The 21759-nt window shown below is 73.0% G+C and carries 18 protein-coding genes, 1 tRNA gene and 1 pseudogene; 11 read left to right on the forward strand and 9 right to left on the reverse strand.

Features of this window, described 5'->3' with window-relative positions; translation table 11 throughout:
• Positions 1-116: 116 nt before the first annotated feature.
• Positions 117-1880 (reverse strand): metallophosphoesterase, encoded by a 1764-nt coding sequence (locus AB0H57_RS04570; protein WP_357502598.1) that lies wholly within the window; start codon positions 1878-1880, stop codon positions 117-119.
• 133 nt (positions 1881-2013) lie between these two features.
• Here AB0H57_RS04570 and AB0H57_RS04575 point away from each other — a divergent pair.
• A tRNA-Thr gene (locus AB0H57_RS04575) sits at positions 2014-2087 on the forward strand.
• Between the two features lie 278 nt (positions 2088-2365).
• Here AB0H57_RS04575 and AB0H57_RS04580 read toward each other — a convergent pair.
• On the reverse strand, positions 2366-3262 hold the full coding sequence (locus AB0H57_RS04580; protein WP_357502600.1) for a hypothetical protein: 897 nt from the start codon (positions 3260-3262) through the stop codon (positions 2366-2368).
• Between the two features lie 126 nt (positions 3263-3388).
• Between AB0H57_RS04580 and AB0H57_RS04585 the strand changes: the two genes are divergently transcribed.
• The gene (locus AB0H57_RS04585; RefSeq protein ID WP_357502602.1) at positions 3389-3748 is read left to right on the forward strand and encodes a hypothetical protein; all 360 of its coding nucleotides are present in this window, start codon (positions 3389-3391) and stop codon (positions 3746-3748) included.
• Positions 3749-3810: 62 nt separating this feature from the next.
• On the opposite strand, the gene AB0H57_RS04590 is transcribed toward AB0H57_RS04585, so the two are convergent.
• Together AB0H57_RS04590 and AB0H57_RS04595 are read right to left on the reverse strand one after the other, a co-directional pair.
• Complete coding sequence (locus AB0H57_RS04590) at positions 3811-4548, reverse strand: phosphotransferase (protein ID WP_357502604.1); 738 nt, start codon at positions 4546-4548, stop codon at positions 3811-3813.
• A gap of 261 nt (positions 4549-4809) precedes the next feature.
• Positions 4810-5466 carry a TOPRIM nucleotidyl transferase/hydrolase domain-containing protein gene (locus tag AB0H57_RS04595; protein WP_357502606.1) on the reverse strand — a complete coding sequence of 219 codons (657 nt, stop codon included), beginning with the start codon at positions 5464-5466 and terminating at the stop codon, positions 4810-4812.
• A 113-nt stretch (positions 5467-5579) separates the two neighbouring features.
• Between AB0H57_RS04595 and AB0H57_RS04600 the strand changes: the two genes are divergently transcribed.
• The 5 genes from AB0H57_RS04600 to AB0H57_RS04620 all read left to right on the forward strand — a co-directional run bounded on the left by AB0H57_RS04600 (position 5580) and on the right by AB0H57_RS04620 (position 13398).
• On the forward strand, positions 5580-6458 hold the full coding sequence (locus AB0H57_RS04600; protein WP_357502608.1) for an endonuclease/exonuclease/phosphatase family protein: 879 nt from the start codon (positions 5580-5582) through the stop codon (positions 6456-6458).
• A complete protein-coding gene (locus AB0H57_RS04605; protein WP_357502610.1) occupies positions 6458-6727 on the forward strand; it encodes a hypothetical protein in 270 nt (89 codons plus the stop codon). The genes AB0H57_RS04600 and AB0H57_RS04605 overlap by 1 nt, the downstream gene beginning before the upstream one ends.
• A 149-nt stretch (positions 6728-6876) precedes the next feature.
• Positions 6877-7425, forward strand: coding sequence for a GNAT family protein (locus AB0H57_RS04610; protein ID WP_357502612.1), 549 nt, complete (start codon positions 6877-6879; stop codon positions 7423-7425).
• 170 nt (positions 7426-7595) lie between these two features.
• Positions 7596-10439 (forward strand): S8 family serine peptidase, encoded by a 2844-nt coding sequence (locus AB0H57_RS04615; RefSeq protein WP_357502614.1) that lies wholly within the window; start codon positions 7596-7598, stop codon positions 10437-10439.
• Between the two features lie 127 nt (positions 10440-10566).
• Positions 10567-13398, forward strand: a complete 2832-nt coding sequence (locus tag AB0H57_RS04620) for a S8 family serine peptidase (protein WP_357502616.1) — start codon at positions 10567-10569, stop codon at positions 13396-13398.
• 284 nt (positions 13399-13682) lie between these two features.
• Here the strand turns inward: AB0H57_RS04620 and AB0H57_RS04625 are convergent.
• The 3 genes and pseudogenes from AB0H57_RS04625 to AB0H57_RS04635 form a co-directional block, all read right to left on the reverse strand.
• Positions 13683-14130: pseudogene (locus AB0H57_RS04625) on the reverse strand (SRPBCC family protein); the annotation flags it as partial.
• Between the two features lie 31 nt (positions 14131-14161).
• Positions 14162-14806, reverse strand: coding sequence for a hypothetical protein (locus AB0H57_RS04630; protein ID WP_357502618.1), 645 nt, complete (start codon positions 14804-14806; stop codon positions 14162-14164).
• Between the two features lie 124 nt (positions 14807-14930).
• Positions 14931-15548, reverse strand: coding sequence for a pyridoxamine 5'-phosphate oxidase family protein (locus tag AB0H57_RS04635; protein WP_357502620.1), 618 nt, complete (start codon positions 15546-15548; stop codon positions 14931-14933).
• Between the two features lie 163 nt (positions 15549-15711).
• Here AB0H57_RS04635 and AB0H57_RS04640 point away from each other — a divergent pair, with 163 nt between their 5' ends.
• The 3 genes from AB0H57_RS04640 to AB0H57_RS04650 are packed head-to-tail and all read left to right on the forward strand — an operon-like array spanning position 15712 to position 17917.
• Positions 15712-16215: a DUF2231 domain-containing protein gene (locus tag AB0H57_RS04640; RefSeq protein ID WP_357502621.1), complete on the forward strand. Its 504-nt coding sequence runs from the start codon at positions 15712-15714 to the stop codon at positions 16213-16215.
• Positions 16212-16763 (forward strand): Hsp20/alpha crystallin family protein, encoded by a 552-nt coding sequence (locus AB0H57_RS04645; protein WP_357502623.1) that lies wholly within the window; start codon positions 16212-16214, stop codon positions 16761-16763. The genes AB0H57_RS04640 and AB0H57_RS04645 overlap by 4 nt, the downstream gene beginning before the upstream one ends.
• 5 nt (positions 16764-16768) lie before the next feature.
• A complete protein-coding gene (locus AB0H57_RS04650) occupies positions 16769-17917 on the forward strand; it encodes a glycosyltransferase family 9 protein (RefSeq protein ID WP_357502625.1) in 1149 nt (382 codons plus the stop codon).
• Positions 17918-17932: 15 nt separating this feature from the next.
• Here AB0H57_RS04650 and AB0H57_RS04655 read toward each other — a convergent pair whose 3' ends face one another.
• Positions 17933-18811, reverse strand: coding sequence for a glycosyltransferase family A protein (locus tag AB0H57_RS04655; RefSeq protein WP_357502627.1), 879 nt, complete (start codon positions 18809-18811; stop codon positions 17933-17935).
• Positions 18808-20886: a D-glycero-beta-D-manno-heptose 1-phosphate adenylyltransferase gene (gene rfaE2, locus AB0H57_RS04660; RefSeq protein WP_357502629.1), complete on the reverse strand. Its 2079-nt coding sequence runs from the start codon at positions 20884-20886 to the stop codon at positions 18808-18810. Before rfaE2 ends, AB0H57_RS04655 begins: the two co-directional genes overlap by 4 nt.
• 209 nt (positions 20887-21095) lie before the next feature.
• Here rfaE2 and AB0H57_RS04665 point away from each other — a divergent pair, with 209 nt between their 5' ends.
• Positions 21096-21632, forward strand: a complete 537-nt coding sequence (locus tag AB0H57_RS04665) for a type 1 glutamine amidotransferase domain-containing protein (RefSeq protein WP_357502631.1) — start codon at positions 21096-21098, stop codon at positions 21630-21632.
• The last annotated feature ends 127 nt before the right edge of the window (positions 21633-21759 follow it).

The following is a 21759-nucleotide window of genomic DNA, read 5'->3' on the forward strand; positions in this document are numbered from 1 at the left end:
CCCCACCCCTCCCCGCCCCCCTCCCCCTCCCCCCGGGGGCCTGTGGTTGATCATGAAGTTTGCGTCTGTCCGGCCGCGTTTCGAGACGCAAACTTCATGATCAACGAGGTGGATGGTCAGTGGAGGGTGATGGGGGGTTCGGCCAGGTGGGGGGTTAGGGGGGTTTTGGGGAGCAGCCAGGGAGCGTGCGGGGTCTGGTCGGGGTTGACCTGCCAGTCGCGGGAGACCCGGTCCACGGCCACGGGATAGATGGTGAGCGTGCCGTCGGGGTCGATGCGCAGGCGGAGGAAGGCCTTCGCGTCCTCGATGCCCTGGCCGGCGAAGAGCTCGTTGACGTTCACCCCGAACGAACCGGCCACCAGCAGGTACGCCGCCACCAGTTCGGCGGCGACCAGCCCGAGTACCGGCCCGTACACGACCGCGGCGGCGACCGCCGGCAGCGGCCAGGGCCACTCGTAGAACGGCAGCCTCAGCCAGGCCCAGGTGCCGGCGGCGGCCAGCGCCAGGTGCGCCAGGCAGTGGCTGACGCCGAGGATCCAGTGCCGGGCGTGCCGCTTGCCGCCGGCACTCGGGGGCTTGGCGAAGAAGGCGGCGCCGAGCAGCGCCACCACCAGCATGATCATCAACGGTACGCTGAACAGCCGCTGCTCGCTGGTGCCCGCCCGGTTCGTGGCCACGCCCGCCATCGCCAGCATCAGCAGCGTGTGCAGCGTGCCGAGCAGGGTCGCGAAGCCCGGGTTGCGGAACGGCAGCCGGGCGAGGATTCCCCAGCCGTAGCGCCGGGAGCGGGCCCGGTCGGGATAACAGGCCGCCAGGTCGTACGGGCGGGTGCGGCTGGCCCGCCGGGCGAGGGTGTCCCGCGGCGGCACCTCGATCCGCTCCGGCAACTCATGCGTCGGGTAGAGGTACGCGCCACCGCCGCCGCAGGTGATGAGCTGCCGGTCGGGGCCGGCGTACCGGGCGTAGTGGTGCAGGTCCCCGGAGAGCAGCAGCCGCACCTGCGCCCCGGTCGGGGCGATGATCGTCCGGATGAAGTAGTCGACCGAGTCGTACGCGGTGGGGTGGTCGGCGGCCTTGACCCAGGTCGGCGCCGGCACCGCCACGATCACCCGGCTCCGCGGGGTGAGCTTGCGGGCCACCTCGTCGAAGTAGCTGAGCTGCGGGTCGTCCAGGTACGAGCCGGACTGGTCGTCCAGGCCGATCAGCCACCAGTCCGCGGGCAGCTCCACCGCGAAGTACGAGCGGGACTGCCCGGTGGTCCAGCCGCCGAAGTTGCGGTCCCGGGAGCGGACGAAGAGCCGCAGGAAGGCGGTCAACCCGTCGTACCAGTCGTGGTTGCCCGGCACCGCGAAGAGCGTGGGCCGCTCGGGCGGGGCCACCGGCAGCGCGGCCTGGTACGGCCCCTTGCACCGGTCCTCGTACGCCTCGTACGCGGCCGACGGATAGACCTGGTCACCGCCCATCACCAGGGTCTGCGCCCGGGGCAGCCGGTGGCCGTCCACGGTCAGCTCCGGCTGGGCCAGCAGGTAGGCGATGGAATAGGTGGCGTTGAACCCGTCGCCCAGGTCGGCCACGTAGTCCAACCACAGCCCGCCGTCCGGCCCCACCTGCCGGCCGATCCGGGCGTCGAGCGCGTTCTGCAGCTCCCGCTTGTCAAGGTACGCCCCGAACAGCAGGGCCAGCAGCGTACGGATGCCGGTGCTGATCAGCAGGAGCGGCGCCAGCCACGGCACCGGCTTGCGCGGGGTGAAGCCGAGCTCCAGCGGATCGGTGCTGCGGGGTCGGCGGGCAGCCCGGGGTGCCTCGACGTCCGGCCGACCCTGCCCGGGTGCGGCGTCGGGCTGGTCGGGACTGCCGGCCGATACGCGATCGTCGGTCACCCGCGGCAGCGTACGCCGGGCGGAACGCGAACGGTGTCCGGCGAATGACTTCAGCAGCCGCGCTGTCCGGATCGGCGGGCGGGGGGATCCCGTTCGGTGGTGGCGGCGGTGTGCCGTACACTTGACGATCGTTGCCGCCTTAGCTCAGTCGGCTAGAGCGACGCACTCGTAATGCGTAGGTCGACGGTTCGATTCCGTCAGGCGGCTCGGCACGGAAGCCCAGGTCAACGGCCTGGGCTTCGCCGTTTCCCGAGGTCGATCACGTCGCCGCTGGCGGGTCGAATCCTTGAACAGTCCTGTACCGCCTTGGCGTTGGCGCCCGCCGCCACGGCCAGACTCGCCGCCGTGTGGCGCAGGTCGTGCGGAGTCAGGCCCGCCAGCCCGACCGATGCCCCAGCCGGCGCGAAGACCGCGAACGGAAGTTGGTGTTGTGTCGCGGCCCGCCACGTGGCGCTCCGCCATCCGTGTCCGGCTCGCTTTCGTAATCAACCCGCGTCGTGGGAAGCCCTCAGGGCACCGACCGCTAGCAACGCGGGCCCGGCGAGCGCCATGGCGGTCCGCACCGCCCCCGACAAATCCACCGAGATGGCCGCCGAAACATCTGCCGAACTGGCGACCGATACGGCGACCGCAGCCTCCACCATGACATGGTCATTGCCGTTCGAGAATTCCCACCAGGTCAACCAGGTGCCGGTGAGGTCTTCTAAGGCGACGGCCGTGGACACCGCGACCAGCAGCGCCCCGAGTGGCATGAGGGCAGCCCGGCCAGCGCGTGCGCCTGACAGTGCCACCACCCACGCCGCCATCAGGATGGCGAGGAACGCCGGCCACCCGGCCCCGAGCAGGCCGAGCAATGGGGCGCCGTCGATCCGGGACCAGAGGTTCGCACCGACCACGGCGAGCAGCAGCACGGCGACGAATCTCGCCAACTCAGCGGCCTTCGGTTGCTGCCGAACCGGCAGGGCAACCACCGCAACCGCGAGACAGACCACCCCGAGCAGCAGCCCGACGGCGTTGAACCGCTCCTGGTCAATCATCTGCCGCAACTGGTCGAGCATGGCCGGCGGAATCTGGACCGGCCCCACGGAGGGGCCACTACCGTCCAGCGGCGCGTAAAAGGGCGTGAACCAGCGGACGTCGGCTTGCTCCGGGAGCCACCAGAGTTCCACCGCCATGAGTACTGCGGACAGCCCGATGCCGGCAGCCAGCGCCGGACGTAGGCGCCGCACTGCCGGATCGGCGAGCAGCACGTACCCGACCAGCGCGGCTGTTGCGGCGAGACCAAATTGAGTAGAGGGTCTCTGGGCGGAGACCAGCGCCGCCAGGACCGACAGCGCACTGGCTGTGACGGCCACCATCAGCAGAACACGCTTGGGGCGCACGGCCAGCGATCATGCCATGGACGGGACCACAGCCGGTGACAGCACGGGCATGGGCAGCCACCGGCACGTGCTTGCAGCAAACGGCGGGAGCTAGTGGACCGGGTGGACGACGCCTACCATGAGCCGATGATCGAGCAGAGTCAGCGACGGGTTCCGGTGCCGGTCGTCGTCGCCTCCGTGATTTTGCTCGTGGCGGCCGCGCTCCCGGCGTCGATGATGTTGACGAGCGGTCCGTCCATGGCCACCGGGTTGATCGGGGTCCTGCTTCTCCTGGCGTTGGCCTACGGCCTGTGGCGGGGTAGCGGGCGGGCCCGGTTCTGGACAACCGTGTTCTCGACCGCCAGCGTCGGGTACGGCGTCATCGCGATCACCAGGGCTGATGCGTCAGGGCTGTTGCAGGTCGTCGGTGCGTCCGTTGTCGTCGGTCTCTTGCTGGTGCCCGCATCGTCCCGGCGCTGGTTTCACGCCTCGCCCGCGGAGGAGTAGCGCCGGCCGCCGCGGCGGCGCCTCCGCTGTCCAGCGTGCGCGCCGAGCGGCCGACCACAGCGTCACATCCGGGCTTTCAGCACGTCGACCTCGCAGCCCGGGGCGGACGGGTCGAAGCCGTGCTCGACCAGCCAACGGATCGCCAGCAGGCTTCGCAACGACCACCACGCGCGGATCACCTCTAGGTCGACGTCGGTGCCGTAGCCGGCGACGACGTCGCCGAGGTGCTCCTCGTGTCCGAGCGTCAGGATGGCTAGGTCGTACAGGGCATCACCCCGGCCCGCCTCCGACCAGTCGATGACGCCGGTGATCTCGGCACCGTCGACGAACACGTGGCTGATCTGCAGGTCGCCGTGGGTGAACACCGGTGTCCACGGCCGGAGCGCAGCCTCGGCAATCCGGCGGTTTCGTGTCACCAGGTCGGTGGGAAGGACGCCGTTCGTGACGAGCCACCCGCATTCACCGTCGAGGCGGGACGCCAACTCGTCGAGGCTTCGACCGGGCCATGGCGGCAGCGGCGCGTCGTGCAGCATCCGTACGGCGGCGCCCGCCGCGGCCCACGCCGCCGGCGACGCGGTCGACGGCTCGCCGAGGTGGCCGAGGGCCCGCCCTGGGAGGGCGGCGAGCGCGAGCACGGGCGGCTTTCGCCACAGGACCGTCGGCGTCGGGATCGGCGCGATGGCCATCGCCTCGACCTCGACGTCGGTACGGGTCTGGTCGGCGTCGATCTTCAGGAACACGTCGCCGACGCGCAGGGTCGCGCGTTCGCTGTGGGCGACGACGACCTCGACCTCCTGCACGTCGGCCAGTATGGCGGGGACGCCCATCGGCGTCGCCGGATTTATCGGGTGCGACCGCCTGGCTGAGGGTGTCGCACGTGAGCCCAGGTCACGCCCCACGCCGTTGGCGTCGGTAGTGACCCCGCCGGCCGAGCAACCGTGGGGTTACATCGCCACCTTCGCCGACCCCGACGGTCACCTGTGGATGGTGACGGCGACCTGAGGTGACGTGGCCGATCGGCAGGCGGATCCCAGGCCAGCACCGGAGCCGCCGTCAGGTGGTCAGACGGCCGTGAGCAGCGCGTCGAGCGGCCGTGGCAGCGCGTGCCGGTCGACTGCCGCCTCGACCAGCAGCCGGATGTAGCGCTGGTGGCGGCGCGAGCTGCTGCGCAGGTACCGGTGCAGCTGCGCTTCGGGATCCCGGCCGGACCAGGCGGGCTGGCTCTGGAACGAGCGGAACGAGCGGAGATCGCCCTGCGAGTCGAGGACCGCTTCCACCTCCGCGGCGCCCAGGGCGCGGATCAGCTCCTCCTCCAGATCCTTGACGCAGACGTGGAACCCGAGGCGCTCCAGGTCGGCGCGCGTACGGGGTGAGCCGACCCGGGTCGCCTCCAGTGCGCGCCGGAATAGCTCCTCCTCCAGCAGGTCGCACAGGCCGGCGAGTCGTACCCGGCTGCCCAGGGGTGCCAGCCGGGTCAGGAAGTGGCCGATCGCGTGCGCCCCACCCATCGGCACGATCACGACCCGCTCCGCGTCGAGATCACGGCCCCGGCCCGCCGCGGCCGTCTCCAGTGCGATCTGGTCGCTGATGCCCTCGACGAGCACCACGGCCACGGCCGCCTCGACCCTCGCCAGGGCGCGGGCCGTCGCGTGGATCGAGGCGGCATTGCCACCCCGTGAACCGTCGAGCGCGCCCATGGTGAATCCGGTGGTGGCCATGGCCGCAATCATCGCTGCCGCGCCAGCCGGTCGACCAGGGATTTAGCCGGCGGCGGGGGAGGCGTCCGCGCCGTCCGGTTGCCGGAGCACGGCAACGGGCCAAGGATGGCGGAATGTCGGAGGCCACCCTGCGGGTGCTCACGCTGAACACGCTCGCGCCGTTCTTCGCCGACTGGCCGCGCCGCCGGTCGGTGCTGATCGAGGGGCTGCGCGCGTTGCGGCCGGACGTGGTGGCGTTGCAGGAGGTGGCCGGCGGCGGGGAGGCGGACGAGGCCGGCGGGCTGCTCGGGCCGGAGCATCATCTCGTGCCGCACCCGGGCCGGTCGGCCGACGGGGTCGGTGCGGTGCTGGCCAGCCGGTGGCCGATGCGTACCGTCGGGGTGCTCGACCTGCACGTCACGCCGCGCACCGCCGCCCTGCCGTGGAGTGCCGCCGTCGTGGTGGAGGTGGCGGTGCCGCCGCCGCTGGGACCGGTGATCGTCGCCCACTACAAGCCGACCTGGCAGTACGACGCCGAGCACGAGCGGGAACTGCAGGCGGTGCGGACAGCCCGATACCTTGAGCAGGTCGTCGCCGAGCGGCGGCCCGAACGGGTCGACCCGCACGGCCCGGACGCCGAGCCGCACGTGGTGGTGCTGGGCGACTTCGACGCGGCGCCCGACGCGGCCAGCGTCCGGTTCTGGACCGGCCGGCAGTCGCTGGCCGATGTCAGCGTCTGCTACCAGGACTGCTGGGCGGCGGTCCGGGGCGACGAGCCGGGGCACACCTTTTCGCCGGACAATCCGCTGGTCCGGGCGGGGCTGATGCCGCTGGACCGGGGCCGGCGGATCGACTACGTGCTCGTCCGGTGCGGCGCGCACGGCCCGACCCTCGACGTGGCGGACTGCCGGCTGGTCTTCGCCGAGCCGGTCGACGGGGTGTGGGCGAGCGACCACTTCGGAGTGCTCGCCGAGCTGCGCCTTCCGCCGCACCCGCCGGGCGTCTGGCACTGATGGGAAACCGGTTCTCCGGTGGCGGCAGCCACCTGCGGCTCGGCAACGGCGCGACCGACGCCTTCCAGTCGCTGCTCCAGTTCGCCCTCTCCGACCTGGCCGGCGAGCCGTGGGAACGGGCGCTCGCGCAGTGGTTCGCCTGGCACGACCAGAACCTGGTCGGGTCCGGCACGGTCGGCTTCGACCTGGCGGATCGTCGCATCGTTCGAGCCGCCCCCGGTGGCCGCGCCGTCCAGGGCGTACCCGTGGCCCGGCCCGGAGGACGGTGAGGTCCGCTGCCCCCGCCACCGGGTCCACTGCTCCGACCTCGGGCGGTGCCGCGTCTGCGTCGACTACTGGCCGGACGGTCCACCGGCGGCCGGCGGCTGACCAGGCCGACCGTCCGGAAGGCGCCACCCGGGTCGCATAGAGTGCGCGGATGTTCGCCATCACCCTGCACGACGGGGCCGAGCTGCGCCCCCTGGAGCCGTGGCAGGCCGAGGAGTACCTCGCCCACATGGACCGGGCCCGAGCCACCGTGGACCCCTGGATCCCGTGGGCCAGCCGGAGCACCGACCTCGACTCGGCCCGTGCCACCCTCCAGCGGTACGCCGACCTCGCCGCCCGAGACGCCGGCCGGCTGTACGGCATCTGGCTCGACGGCACCCTCGTCGGCGGGGTCATGTTCGTCGCCTTCGACGCCGCCGCCGGCACCTGCGAGATCGGCTGCTGGGCGGAGCCCGCCGGGCAGGGCCGGGGCCTGGTCACCCGGGCGGCGGCGCGGCTGGTCGACTGGGCGGTCCGGGTGCGGGGCATCCACCGGGTCGAGTGGCACTGCCGGCCGCAGAACACCGCCAGCAGCAACGTCGCCCGCCGGCTCGGCATGCGGCTCGACGGCACGCTCCGCGAGCAGTTCCGCTACCAGGGCGTACGCCACGACACGGAGGTCTGGTCGCTGCTGGCTCCCGAGTGGACGGGCCTGCGCTGACCCGCTTCGGGAGCGACGGAACGGTACCGTCCCAACGGCCAGGTCGGACACTGGCCGTTCGGTGCTGGCCCGGTGGGATCGACGCCTGGCAAAATGCGGTCATCCGTCGGCCCCACCGGGACGACGAGGTTCACGAGCCCATCCCGGGCCCGCCCTATACGGGGGTTTTCTTGGCACTCCGCCGTTCGGCGGTGGCCGCGCTCGCCATGGCTCTCGCGGGGACGATGCTCCCCGCGATGTCCGCCGCCCAGGCCGCGCCGTCACCCGACCACAAGCTCGACGTCAAGCAGTCGCCGCGCCTGGAGCGCCCCGGCAAGGGAGCGCAGCGCGCGTACGACCCGCACGCGGTCCTCGTCAAGTTCAAGCCGGGCACCGCCCGGTCCGCGAAGGACAAGGCGCTGTCCCGCCGGGCCGCCCGGATCGCCTCCGAGGTGGGGCGGACCGGCTACGTGAAGGTGCAGACCGACGGGTCGGCCACCGAGCTGCTGGCCGCGCTCGGCAAGGACCCGGCCGTTGCCAGTGTGTCGCTGGACTACCAGCGGCAGGCCACCGCCAACCCGAACGACCCGGGCTACTACTACGGCGACCAGGACTACCTGAAGTCGTTGCGGCTGCCGCAGGCGTGGGACGTCAGCAAGGGCTCCACCGCCCAGGTCATCGCCGTGCTGGACTCCGGCGTGCGGACCTCGCACGAGGACCTGACCGGCCGGACCGTCCCCGGCTACAACGCCATTACGAACAAGACCACGACCGCGGATTTCCAGGACGACTTCGGTCACGGCACGCTGGTGGCTGGCATCGCGGCGGCGAACACCAACAACAGCAAGGGCATCGCCGGCGCCGCCTGGACCGCGCGGATCATGCCGGTCAAGGTCCTCAACAGCCAGGGCACCGGCAGCGACTCCAACATCGCGCGGGGCATCACCTGGGCCACCGACAAGGGCGCCAAGGTGATCAACCTGTCGCTGGGCGGCCCGGGCGACAGCCCGGTGCTGCGCGACGCGGTGAAGTACGCATACAGCAAGGGTGTGGTGGTCATTGCCGCCGCCGGCAACGCCGGCGACGACACGCCGCAGTACCCGGCGGCGTACCCGGAGGTCCTGGCGGTGGCCGCCACGGACCACGGCACCCGGCTCACCGACTTCAGCTCATCCGGCGACTGGGTCGACGTCGCGGCTACCGGCTGGGACGTCGTCTCCACCGGGTACGACTCCAACACCTCCTACTGGTTCGAACTCCCCGGCACGTCGTTCTCCGCGCCGCTGGTGTCCGGCATCGCGGCGCTGGTGCGCACCAAGTACCCGACGATGAAGCCGGCCGACGTGATGAACCGGCTGCGGTGGACCGCCCGGGACGCCGGCCCGAGGGGCATCGACCCCTACTACGGCTACGGTCTGGTCGACGCGTACGCCGCGGTGGGCGGACGGTGGGCCCCGGAGCTGACCGCGCCGTCGGTCGGGGACGCCAACGACACCCCGGCCCGGGCCACTTCGCTGGGTACCTCGGCGACCGGCACGATCGGCATCGAGGGTGACGTCGACTGGTACCGGTTCTCGCTGGCCGCCCCGCAGATGTGGGTCGGCCGGGTCACCCCGCCGGCCGTCGTGGACACGGTGGCCCAGAGCACCGACCCGGTGCTCGCGCTCTACGACGCCGACCTGAAGCTGATCAGCGAGGTCGACACCTACGGCCCCGGCGACATGGAGACCATCGCCGCCACCCTGAACGCCGGCACCTACTACCTGTCGGTGCGCAACTACAACGGATCCCGGGACGCCCGCGCGTACTCTCTCACCACCTCCACGGGTGAGACCGGGGTGGTCACCCCGGGCGGCGAGCAGCTCTGGGTGCGGGACGTGACCCCGGCTCCGTTCGTCGGCGGGCAGGCGCTCAGCACCGCGCCGAAGGTCACCTTCGCCCGCCCGGTGGCGCCGGACTCGGTGAACGCCGGCACCGTCAAGCTGGTCAGCGGCAAGACCGGTTCGACCGTGGCGACGACCGCCACGCTCAGCGGTTCCACCGTGACGCTGGTGCCGACGAAGCCGCTGCTGGACAACACCCCGTACCGGATCGTGGCCAAGGGGGTGCGGGACACCTCCGGGGCGACCCAGGCGGCGGCGTACTCCAGCATCTTCCGGACCGTCGACAACGCGCCGGGCGCGGTCACCGCGCTGACGGCGAAGGGCGTCTACCGCGGGGTCGCCCTGAGCTGGACGCTGCCGGCTCTCACCGACCTGGACCAGGTGGTCGTGCGGATGGCGGCGGGGACGACCCCGCCGACGTCGCCCACGTCCGGCACCTCGGTGTACGCGGGCACCGGCACCTCGGTCACCGCGTCGAACCTGACCGCCGGCACCTCGTACGCGTTCGCGGTCTGGGTCAAGGACCGCAGCGGCCGGCTCAGCCCGGTGGCGACCGCCCGGGCTACGGGCACCTCGGCGAGCATCACCAGCAGCGTGACCTCGCTGTCGTATGGCAAGACCGTGCAGGTGTCGGGCAAGGTGCTGCGCAAGGACAACGGCGCGGCCGTGGCGTTCGTGCCGGTGGAGCTGATGGCTCGGCGTAAGGGCACGTCGACGTTCACCCGGGTGGCGACGGTGACGTCGAACAGCGTGGGTTACGTGGCGTACACCCACAAGCCGTCCTGGTCGGTCGAGTACATGTGGACGTACCGCGGTTCGGGTGGGTTCATCGGCGTGTCGAGTGCGGTGCGGTCGGTGTCGGTGGCGCCGGTGGTGTACGCGAACCTGTCGAAGACGTCCTTCCCGTTGGGTGGCACGGTGACCCTGTCGGGCAGTGTGGCCCCGGGGCACGCGGGCCAGGCGGTGTATCTGCAGCGACTCGTGTCCGGGGTGTGGAAGACCCAGACCAGCAAGGCGTTGTCGTCGACGAGCGCGTACTCGTTCTCGATCAAGCCGACGGCGCGGGGCACGTACTCCTACCGGGTCTACAAGCCGGGTGACTCGGACCACGCGACGGCGTACAGCCCGTCGCGCAGCTTCAAGGTTTCCTGACCCGTTCCACGTTCGGCCCCCTGTCGTGAATGCGACAGGGGGCCGAACGCATCCATCCAGGGCTGTCCCAGGTGGACGGCGGCTGCAAGACTCTGTTCATCGTCTTACCTGCAAGACGGGGGTTTCCATGGCGCTCCGCCGTTCGGCGGTGGCCGCGCTGACCCTGGCCGTCACGGGCGCGCTCGTGCCCGTGGTGTCGGCCCAGGCCGCGCCGTCAGCCGACCTGTCCACCACCATCCGATCGCCCCGCCCGGAGCACGCCGGCACGGGATTCGACCCGCATGCCGTCCTGGTCAGGTTCAAACCGGGCGCCTCGAAGGCGGCGCGGGACGCGGCCCTGTCCCGCCGGGCCGCCCGCGTCGACTCCGCCGTCCGAGGCACCGGCTACGTCAAGGTACGGACCGACGGGTCGGCGACCGAGCTGCTGGCCGCCCTGCGCGCCGACCCGGCCGTCGCCACCGCCACGCTGGACCACCGGCGCCGCGCTGCCGCCCGGCCGAACGACCCCGCGATGGCCGACGACCAGTTCTGGGCCTTGAACGCGCTACGGCTGCCGAAGGCGTGGGACTACGTCAAGGGCTCCACCAGCCAGGTCATCGCCGTGGTCGACACCGGGGTGAACACCGGGCACGAGGACCTGGTCGGTCGCACGGTGCCCGGCTGGAACGCGCTCAACCCCGCCGCGGCGCCGGTCGACGACAACGGCCACGGCAGCATGGTGGCCGGGATCGCGGCCGCCAACACCGACAACGGCAAGGGCATCGCCGGGGTCGCCTGGATCGGCCGGGTCATGCCGGTCAAGGTCCTCGACGCCGACGGCATCGGGTACGACTCGGACATCGCCGCCGGCATCACCTGGGCCGCCGACCACGGTGCCAAGGTGGTCAACCTGTCGCTGGCCGGCCCGGACGACAACCCCGCCCTGCACGAAGCGATCAGCTACGCCAACGACAAGGGCGCGGTGGTGGTGGCCGCCGCCGGCAACGAGGGCACCGGCGCGGCCCAGTACCCGGCGGCGTACCCGGAGGTCCTGGCCGTCGGCGCGACGGACAACGGCGGCAACCTGACCGACTTCAGCTCGCACGGCGACTGGCTCGACCTCACCGTCCCCGGGCTCAACATCCACTCCACCGGCCTGGGCCAGTCCTACCCGGTGGTCGACGGGACCTCCTTCTCCGCGGCGCTGGTGTCCGGGATCGCCGCGCTGGTCCGCACGAAGTACCCGGACTTCCCGCCGAACCGGGTCCGGGAGCGGTTGACCGCCACCGCCCGGGACGCCGGCCCGCGCGGCCTGGACCCGTACTACGGCTACGGCTGGGTGGACGCCTTCCGGGCCGTCGGCAGCACCGGCACGTCGCTGGCCGTGCCGCTGCCCGAGATGTACCCGGCCGAGCCGAACGACGTGCCCGTCCGGGCCACCCCGATGGGCGCCATCGAGACCTGGGATCGGATCAACACCGGCGGCGACGTCGACTGGTTCCGCTTCGACGCCACCATGCGCAAGGGGATCACCCTCACCCTCCGGCCGTCGGACTCCTCGGCCCTGTCGCACAACCCCGACCTGGCGATGACCCTCTACGACGCAAACCTGCGCCGGCTCGCCGCCGCCGACGCCACCGGCAAGAGCGGGACGGAACAGCTCACCGCCACCGTGGAGGCCGGCCGGCACTACGTCGCGGTGCGCAACAACAACGGCAGCCACTCCAGCGCGTACGTGCTGAAGCCCGCGGACGTCGCGGCCGGGACCACCACCCCCGCCGGCGAGCGAATCTGGGTGCGGGACGTCTCGCCGCCCGACTTCGCCCTGGACCAGCCGGTCACCCTCCGGCCGAGCGTGACGTTCGCCCGGGCGGTGGCGCCGGAGTCGGTCACCGGGGCCACGGTCAAGCTGCTCGACGGCCGCGGCGACTATCCGGTGCAGGCCACCCGGACAGTCACCGGCAACGTGGTGACGATCGTGCCGCTGGAGCCGTTGTTCGACAACCACCCCTACCGGATCGTGGTCAACGGGGTGACCGACACCGCCGGCGTGACCCAGACCGAGCGGTTCACCACCACCTTCAAGACGAAGGACCTCCCGCCCGGGCCGTTGTGGGGCTTCGCGGCGATCGGCGGGTACCGGCGCGTGGACGTGCGCTGGGGGCTGCCGCGGATCACCGACTACGACCAGGTGATCGTGCGGATGGCGGCCGGCACCACCCCGCCGGCCTCGCCCACCGCCGGCACCGCCGTCCACCCGGGCAGCCAGTACGTGGTCAACCTGACCCCGGGCACCACGTACAGCTTCGCCGGCTGGGTGCGGGACAAGTCGGGCAACTACAGCAAGGTGTCCACGGCCCGGGCGGCGGGCACCGCCACCAGCATCGTCAGCAGCCCGACCTCGCTGATCCACGGCACCGCCGAGGTGACGCTGACCGGGCGGCTGGTCCGCACCGACACCGGGGCGCCCATCGCCGGGGTGCCGGTGGAGCTGCACGCCCGGCGCAAGGGCACCACCACGTTCACCTACCTCGGCAGCGTGACCACCACCAGCACTGGCTCGCTGACGTACGCCCGGCTGCGGCCGGAATACAGCACCGAGTACAAGTGGGTCTTCCGCGGGTCGAACGACAAGGCCACCGGGCAGGCGCACGTCGGGGCGGCCAGCGCGCTGAAGCTGGTGTCGGTGGCCCCGTACCTCAGCGCGCGGCTGTCGAAGACCTCGTTCGCGCTCGGCGGTTCGGTGACCCTCTCCGGCACGGTCACCCCGGAACACCCGGCCGGGCAGACCGTCTATCTCCAGCGGTCGGTCGGCGGGGTGTGGAAGGACGTGGCGAGCACGAAGCTCTCCTCGGTCAGCTCCTACTCGTTCACCATCAAGCCGGCCGCGCGCGGCACCTACTGGTACCGGGTCCGCAAGCCGGCGGACAGCGACCACCTGCAGGCCTGGAGCCCCGCCCGGAGCTTCAAGGTGTCCTGACCGGTCGGAACGCGATCAGCCCCCCGCCGTGGACGGCAGGGGGGCTGATCGCTGCGTGGCACCCGGCGGGTGCGGGCGTGACGGTCAGAACCGCTGACCCGGCTCGGTGCCGGTCGGGTCGCCGGTCGGCTCGGTCACCGGGCCCACCACCTCAGTCTCGGTCACCACGTACTCGGGCTCGCCGGTGGTCGTACGGTCGCTGTCCTGGCCCCCGTCGGCGCGCTGTCACCCCGGGAGGCCGCCGCGGCGTCGACACCGGGCGTGCCCGGGACCAGCCCGTCGTTCACCTCGCCGCGCCAGGCGCCGGTCTCGGCGCCCCGGCCCTCCACGAAGGAACGGAACCTCTCCAGGTCCGACTCGGCCTGCTTCGCCACGATGTGCAGCGCGTCGCCCGCCTTCTCGACCAGCCCCTCCGGCTCGTACTCCAGGGAGAGCCGGATCGCGGTCCGATCCGCGCCGACCGGCTCGAAGTAGACCGCGCCGGCGTTCGTGGCACCCTCGGTGGCCGCCCAGGCCACCTTCCGGTCCGGCACCTGCTCCAGGATCCGCGCGTCCCACTCGCGCCTGACGCCGCCGATCTGGGCGACCCAGTGCAGCCGCTTGTCGTCGAGCTGGCGCACCTCCTTGACCCCGCCCATGAACTGGGGGAACTCCTCGAACTGGGGTCCACTGGTTGTACGCGGTGCGGACCGGGACCCGCACCTCGATGGTTTTCTCGACCTTCGTGGTCATCGCGATGTCCTCCCTCGTCACGGCCTACGCCTCAGCCGTCCGCACGGTCGGGGCTCTCCAGCCGGAAGAAGTTGCTCTGCCGGCCGTCGGAGCGCTCCTCCTGGTAGATGAAGTTGAGCCGCCGCGCGTCGAAGGCGCGGAACCACTCGTCCCAGCTGATCTCGGTCAGCCGGCCCTCCCGGCCGTTGGCTGGGAAGTCGAGGCGCAGCACGCCGGCGTGCCCGTCGTGCTCGCTGCCGTCGACCGTGCACGGCACGCCCTTGCGCGCCTCGGCCCAGCGGCGGATCACGTCGTGGTCTGTGGTGACCAGGCTGCGACCGGGGCGCTCCGGCTCGTCGTCGATGGAGGTGATCTCCTGCGAGTACCGGACCGAGCTGGAGGTGTGCGAACCGGTCCGCGTGCCCCCGCCGGACGAGCCCGCGCCGGCCTTGCCGCCGCCCGCGCCGGCCTTGCCGGAAGGCTCCTCGCGGAGGCTTTTGACCAGAGCCTTCACCAGGTCGTCACGGTGCATGTCGGGGGCCTCGCGGACGCCCCGGGAGCGGAGCCGCTCGCGCAGCTCGTCGACCTTCAGTCGGGCGATCTCGCTCTCGTTGATGTCGGGGGTGTTCGGGGTCTGGTTGCCGGGCGGGTTCTTGGTCGCGGTCGCGCCGCGGCCCTTGCCGTCACGGGTAGCCATTGAATCCTCATCCTTCCCACGGCCCGAGGTTCCCCGGGTGCCGAAGCAGCGCGCGGTGGGCCGTTCAGGAGAATCAGTACCCTCGGCCGACGGCTGAAACGTCCCGCCGAGGACGGCCGGAGGATCAGGCGTACAGGGTCTTCAGGTAATCCGGGCCGTAGCGGCGCTCCAGGTCGGCGAGGCTCTCCGCGGGCGCCTCGACCTCCTTGATCAGCCGGGGGCGCGGCGGCAGCACCTCCGGCTGCCAGGTCTCCGGGCGCCACAGCTCGGAGCGGAGGAACGCCTTCGCGCAGTGGTAGAAGATCTGCTCGACGGTCACCTCCACCGCGAGCACGGGGCGGTGCCCGTTGACCACCATCCGGTCGAACCACGGCGAGTCCCGCACCAGCCGGGCCCGGCCGTTGATCCGCAGCGTGTCGGTGCGCCCGGGGATCAGGAAGATCAGCCCGACGTGCGGGTTGTCGAGGATGTTGCGGTAGCCGTCCGCGCGCCGGTTCCCCGGCCGTTCCGGAACGGCGATCGTGTGCTCGTCCAGCACCTGCACGAAGCCGGCCGGGTCGCCCTTTGGCGAGACGTCACAGGTGCCGTCCGCGCCGGCGGTGGCGACCAGGCAGAACGGCGAGGAGGCCAGCCACTCCCGGTCCCGCTCGTGCAACACGGTGCGCTCCTTGGCCAGCGCCCGGGGCATCGGCGCCCCCAGCAGCTCGCGCAGTTCCTCGGGCGAAGTGATCTCCACCGTCACGTGAACCTCCCTGCGGCCGTTGACCATGGTGGCGAGCCGGCACGCAGGCCGGACGTCGCCGGCATCAGCCTAGGAGAGCGTGTCGCACGCGAGGTTTGCCCCCGGACCCCACGGGTACCGCCTCACACGCAGCGCGCCCGGATGCGAAACCGTGGAGGCGGGGATGGAGAGCCGACTGAAGGCACTGGGCCACCCCGTGCACCCGATGCTGGTGATGTTCCCGGTGGCGCTCTTCGTCACCGGGACGATCTTCGACATCGTGGACACCGTCGGCGGCCCCGACTTCCTCGCCGAGGTGGCGTACTGGAACATCACCGTCGGCCTGATCGGCGGTCTGCTGGCCGCCGTGGCCGGCGCGTTCGACCTGCTGGCCATCCCGACCGGCACCCGCGCCAAGCGGGTCGGGGTCAGCCACGCCGCCGCCAACGTCGCGGTGATCCTGCTCTTCGCCGCCGTCTGGGTGGTCCGGCTCAACGCCGAGTCCCGGGCGGCGGGGGGCGCGCTGATCGCGATCGAGGTGGTCGGCCTGGCGCTGCTGGGCGTCAGCGCGTGGCTCGGCGGGGAACTGGTCGACCGGCTCGGGGTCGGCGTGGACCGCGACGCCCACCTGGACGCGCCCAGTTCACTGCGGCCCTCGGCCGCCCAGCGGAGCGGAGACGTGCGATGACGGAGCAGAGCGGAGCCGGGTTCGGCCGCGGTTGGCGCGGCCGGCAGCAGGGCTGGGACCCGATGGGCGAGTTGCAGTCGCTGCGGTCCGAGCTGAGCCGGCTGGTCGGCGGCGGGCGGAGCGGCTCCGCGGACGTGGAGCTGACCGAGTCCGGGGACGGCTGGGAGGTGATCGTCCGGCTGCCCGGGGTGGCGCCGGAGGAGGTCGCCGTCGAGCTGGACGACCGGGAGTTGTGCGTACGGGCCCGGTCGGAGGCCGAGGTCAACGCCGAACAGGGCATCCCCGGCGGCTTCGAGACCCGCGGCTTCGAGTACCGGGTGGACCTGCCGTCCCGGGTCGACCCGGACGCCATCGACGCGGTGATGGACCACGGCCTGCTCCGGGTCCACCTGCCCCGGGCCCGGCGCGCCGCCCCGCGCACCATCACCGTCGGCCGCACCGGCCCGCGTTCCGGCCGCTCCGGCGGGCCCGCCCCGCTCGCCGACCCGGCCGCCGACCGGGAGCTGCACCACCCCGACACCACCGTCGACGAGATCGACCGGCCGTAGCCGGCATGGTCGGCCCGTCCCTGCTCGGCCCGGTCGCCGAGCCCGTGCCCGGCGTGGAGCGGATCGCCGTGCTGCGCGCCAACGCACTGGGCGACCTCATCTTCACGCTGCCGGCGCTGGAGTCGCTGCGGGCCGCGTACCCGGAGGCGGAGATTGTGCTGCTCGGCGCGCCGTGGCACGCGAAGCTCTGGCGCGACCGCCCGGGCCCGGTGGACCGGGTCCTGGTGGTGCCCCCGGCGCCCGGGATCCGGTCGCCGGAGGCGGGCGAGGCGGAGCACGGGCTGGACGACTTCCTGGCCGCGGCCCGCAAGGAACGCTTCGACCTGGCGTTGCAGGTGCACGGCGGCGGGGCCAACTCCAACCCGCTGGTGGCCGGGCTCGGCGCCCGGGTCACCGCCGGGCTGCGGGCCGAGGACGCGCCGCCGCTGGACCGCTGGATCCGGTACGTCTACTACCAGCACGAGGTGATCCGCTACCTGGAGGTGGTGGCCCTGGTCGGCGCCCCGGCGGTCACCGTCATCCCGGCGCTGGCCGTAACCGACGCCGACCGCGCCGAGGCCCGGCGGGTGCTCGGCGAGCCGGAGCGGCCCCGGATCGCGCTGCACCCCGGGGCCACCGACACCCGCCGGCGCTGGCCCCCGGAACGCTTCGGCGAGGTGGCCCGGGCGTTGACCGCCGACGGATACGAGGTGCTGGTCACCGGCACGCCGAGCGAGCAGGAGACGGTGGACCGGGTGGTCGCCGCGGCCGGGGTGCCGGTCCGCGCCGAGGTCGGCACGCTCAGCCTGGGCGGCCTGGCCGCCTGCTACGCCGGCTGCGCGCTGGTGGTCTCCAACGACACCGGCCCGCTGCACCTGGCCGGCGCGGTGGGCACCAGCACCATCGGCATCTACTGGCTGGGCAACCTGATCAACGGGGCCACCCCGCTGCGGGCCCGGCACCGGCCGATCCCCTCCTGGACGACCCGCTGCCCGGTGTGCGGCGCCGACTGCACCAGCGACATCTACCCGCATCGCCCGGGCGAGAGCGGCTGCGCGCACCGCGACTCCTTCATCGCCGACGTCCCGGTAGCCGAGGTCCTGGAAGCCGCCGCGGATTTGGTGCAAGGAGGGGCCCCGCTCAACGCATCCGGTAGAGGCGGGGCCTCCGCTTGATACCCCCGGTCCCGGTCAGGCCGGCTGCGCGGCGTCGTTGTCGGCGAGGACGACCTCCCACGCCTCCACCTCCCGCTCGGTGACCGTGGTCGGCGACTCCAGGTGGTACGCACCGCTGGGCACGATGCCCGCCCCGCCGTACCGGTCCATCACCGCGAGCTGGGCCGCGACGTCCTCGCCCTGGTGCCGCTCGGGCAGCCGGCGCCAGAAGTCGAAGCCGCCCGCGTCGACCAGCTTCGCCCGGTCGTAGAGCACGCAGCCGCCGATCCAGGAGACCTTGTACGCCCGCCACTGGCCCGCCGGCAGGTCGAGCTTCTCGGTGACGTGCAGCAGGTTCGCCGCCGGGTGCAGCGAGGCCCGGTGCCACTCGGGGGTGCCGGGGCGGACCCGCTCCGGTACGGGGGGACCGTCCCACTCCTCGTAGTGCCCGTGCGTCTCCGGGCGCACGTCCTCGGCGTACGACAGGCCGTGCACCGCGTTGCCCACGAAACCGCAGCCCAGCTCCCCGATCGCGGTGACCAGCCGGCGCAGCGTGCCCGGTTCCAGCCACACGTCGTCGTCGAGGCAGAGCACGTACCGGGCGGTCGAGGCGTCCAGCAGGTAGGCCCGGTGCTCGGCCAGCCCGCGCCGGGGCAGCCGCCGGGTCAGCAGCACCGGATGCCCCCGGTGGCGCAGCGCCCGGACCATGGTGGCCGCCGCCGGGTGCGCGTACGCCGGCCCGCCGTCGGACTGGTCGCTGACCACCACGCCGAACCCGGGCACCCCGTCCTGGGCGGCCAGCCCGGAGAGGGTGACCGCCAGCTCCGCGGGTCGGTTGCGGGTGGGGATCAGCACGTCCAGCAGGCGCGGCGCGCGGAACCGGTCGGGGGCGCCGGGGTCGAGCGGTCGGCTCACGGTCGACGCCTGCCCGTCACCGGTGCCGTGCTGCCGTCCCGGCCGGCGGCGGGTCCGTCGCTCGCACCGGCGGGCGCGTAGGCGGCGGACCGGTCGGCCGTGCCGTCGGGCGAGTGGGTGGCGGAGCGGTCGGCCGCGCCGTCGGGCGAGTGGGCGGCGGGCTGGTCGCCTGCCCCGGCGGGTGAGTGGGCGGCGCGGATCCGGTCGATGATCGCCGAGGTGGATCGGTCCGGCACGTACCCGAGGGTGCGCACCTGCCCGCCGAGCCGGCGGACCAGCGGCGCCTCGGGCACCATCTCCGGCGGGTAGTCGCCGCCCTTGACGTACACGTCGGGCCGGACGGCCTCGATCAGCGTGGCCGGCGAGTCCTCCTCGAAGACCACCACGTGATCCACGCAGGACAGCGCGGCGAGCATTGTGGTCCGGTCCTCGACCGGGTTCACCGGCCGGTCGGGGCCCTTGAGGCGGCGGACGCTGCCGTCGGAGTTGACCGCCACCACCAGCAGGTCGCCCAGCGCCCGGGCCTGCTCCAGATAGCGCACGTGACCCGGGTGCAGCACGTCGAAGCAGCCGTTGGTGAAGACGATCGACCGCCCGGCGCCGCGCTGCTCGGCGACCAGCCTGCCCAGCTCGTCCGCGTCCACCACCACCGGGCTGTCCGGGTCGCCGCCGGGCGTGCCGAGCGCGTCGAGCAGGTCCTCCCGGCGGCACACGCAGGTGCCGGTGTCGGAGACCGTGACGGTGGCCGCCAGTTGGGCGAGCTGGGCGGCGGTCGGCAGCGGCGCCTCGGCCGCCAGGGCCAACGTCATCGCCGCCAGGTACGCGTCGCCCGCGCCGACCGCGTGGCTCGCCGGCACCGGGGTGCTGTGGCTGCGTCGGGGCGTACCCTCGGCCCCGCCGACCACCGCGCCCTCGGTGTCGAGGGTGACCGCCACGACGTCGGCGCCGGTGTGCGCGCGCAGCTCGGCGAGGCGGGCCTCGGCCAGCACCGCCCGGTCCACGCCCTCGCCGGCGGTGGCGTTCACGGTGACCCCGGTGCCGGTGACGCTGAGCCCGTCGCCGGTCATCGCCACCCGGCCCTCCGCCGGCGTCGGCTCGCCGGTCGGGGCGCCGCCCACGGCCGGCAGGCGGCCGTTCGCCCGCCCGTCCCGGTCGGTGCCGGACGCCGTGCCGTGACCGTTCAGCCCGGACGGCGGCCGGTGGCCGCTGCCGGCCGGCGTGGTCCACGGGCCGTTCGGGTCGACCCGTCCCGCGTCGGGCACGAACCGTTCCGCGGGTGCCGCGCCGACGCTCAGCTCGGACAGGCCGTCGTCGTCCCGGTCCGGCCCGGGGTGGTCGAGGTGCAGGTCGGTGCCGGTGTGCCCGTCCGCCCGGGCGCCGAAGCCGACGGCGGCCCGGGCGAGTAGCCGGGTGGCCTCGGCGAAGCTCGGGGTGACCACGGTCGGCGACAGGCCGTGCCAGTCGGCCAGGTCGTGCGCGTCCAGCGCGACGGTGGCGTACCGGTCGCGGTTGGCGACCAGCCAGGCCCGCACCACCTCGGGCAGGGCGCCCAGCCCGTAGTCGCAGACCACCAGGGTGGGCGGGGCGCCGCCGGAAGCGGCGCGCAGCTCCTCGGTCGCGCACTCCAGCGCGGTGATCAGCCGGGCCACGCCGTCGGAGTCGAGCGGGTCGTCGGGGTCGCCGGAGTCCTCGCGGAGCAGGATCTGGTTGCCGGCGAGCATCCGGCGCTTGACCGGGGTGGGCCGGCCGGGCTGGCCGACCGTGCGGTCCCAGACTCCCGCCCGGTCCAGGCAGTCGTGCAGTTCGTCGCCGGCCACGTCCGCCCCGACCGGTGCCACCAGCACCGCCCGGCCGCCGAGCGCGGCGACGTTCACCGCCGTGTTGCCCGCCCCGCCGGCGGCGGAGATGCGCCGGCGCAGGGTGAGCACCGGGGCCGGCGCCTCGCGGCAGAGCCGGTCGGACTCCGCGAACCGCCACTCGTCGAGCATCGCGTCGCCGACCACCAGGACGGGACGTTCCCGCCAGCTCTCCACGACGGTGGCGAGCCGGCGCTGTTCCGCTGCTGCTCCTGCCATGCCCTTCGGGGTCCCCGGGAGCGGTCGGGTCAAACCTGCGGCGAATCGACCGGCGTCGGGACGGATCGGGCGCAGCGCCGCCCCGGCGGGTGCCCGACGGGGGCCTCCCGGGACCAGGCCGGGTGGTGGCGGCGCCCACGCCGAGTGGGGCGTTTCGGGCAACCTGCGCCGGGAACGATTCCAGGATCACCCCGGAGAGGAGAACCGACATGGCAACGACCCTGCAAGGCAAGCGCATCGCCTTCCTCGCGGCCGACGGCGTCGAGGAGGTCGAGTACGTCCAGCCACGTGAGGCGGTCGAGCAGGCCGGAGCGGCGGTGGAGCTGGTCTCGCTGAAGCCCGGCTCGATCCAGTCGTTCAACCACCTGGACCAGTCGAAGACGTACGACGTCGACGTGACCGCGGCGCAGGCGGACGCCGGGGCGTACGACGCCCTGGTGCTGCCGGGCGGCGTGGCGAATCCGGACTTCCTGCGCACCGACCCGGACGCGGTGCGATTCGTCCGGTCGTTCTTCGACGCCGGCAAGCCGGTCGGCGTGATCTGCCACGGCCCGTGGACGTTGGTCGAGGCGGGCGTGGTCCGTGGCCGGCGGATGACCTCCTGGCCCAGCCTGCGCACCGACCTGACCAACGCCGGTGCCAACTGGGTGGACGAGGAGTGCGTGACCGACAACGGGCTGGTCAGCAGCCGCAAGCCGGACGACCTGCCGGCGTTCTGCGCCAAGATCGTCGAGGAGTTCGCTTAGGCCGGGGGGAAGCACCCGGTGCGGTGATCGGGGTGCGCTGGCGGCGTCGTGGCGCAACCCACGACGCCGCCGGCTCGTCAACGAGGAGATTCGGCCGCCGGACGCATGTTCTCGTCCCGGCGGGAAA

Origin of the sequence: Micromonospora sp. NPDC050686, assembly GCF_040654475.1 — a bacterium.
GTDB lineage: Bacteria > Actinomycetota > Actinomycetes > Mycobacteriales > Micromonosporaceae > Micromonospora.

Coding starts and splice junctions, on each gene's coding strand:
- rfaE2 (WP_357502629.1), bottom strand. CDS start 20,886: ATGGCAGGAGCAGCAGCGGAACAGCGCCGGCTCGCCACCGTCGTGGAG.
- AB0H57_RS04600 (WP_357502608.1), top strand. CDS start 5,580: ATGTCGGAGGCCACCCTGCGGGTGCTCACGCTGAACACGCTCGCGCCG.
- AB0H57_RS04620 (WP_357502616.1), top strand. CDS start 10,567: ATGGCGCTCCGCCGTTCGGCGGTGGCCGCGCTGACCCTGGCCGTCACG.
- AB0H57_RS04630 (WP_357502618.1), bottom strand. CDS start 14,806: ATGGCTACCCGTGACGGCAAGGGCCGCGGCGCGACCGCGACCAAGAAC.
- AB0H57_RS04640 (WP_357502621.1), top strand. CDS start 15,712: ATGGAGAGCCGACTGAAGGCACTGGGCCACCCCGTGCACCCGATGCTG.
- AB0H57_RS04650 (WP_357502625.1), top strand. CDS start 16,769: ATGGTCGGCCCGTCCCTGCTCGGCCCGGTCGCCGAGCCCGTGCCCGGC.
- AB0H57_RS04610 (WP_357502612.1), top strand. CDS start 6,877: ATGTTCGCCATCACCCTGCACGACGGGGCCGAGCTGCGCCCCCTGGAG.
- AB0H57_RS04605 (WP_357502610.1), top strand. CDS start 6,458: ATGGGAAACCGGTTCTCCGGTGGCGGCAGCCACCTGCGGCTCGGCAAC.
- AB0H57_RS04585 (WP_357502602.1), top strand. CDS start 3,389: ATGATCGAGCAGAGTCAGCGACGGGTTCCGGTGCCGGTCGTCGTCGCC.
- AB0H57_RS04665 (WP_357502631.1), top strand. CDS start 21,096: ATGGCAACGACCCTGCAAGGCAAGCGCATCGCCTTCCTCGCGGCCGAC.
- AB0H57_RS04645 (WP_357502623.1), top strand. CDS start 16,212: ATGACGGAGCAGAGCGGAGCCGGGTTCGGCCGCGGTTGGCGCGGCCGG.
- AB0H57_RS04595 (WP_357502606.1), bottom strand. CDS start 5,466: ATGGCCACCACCGGATTCACCATGGGCGCGCTCGACGGTTCACGGGGT.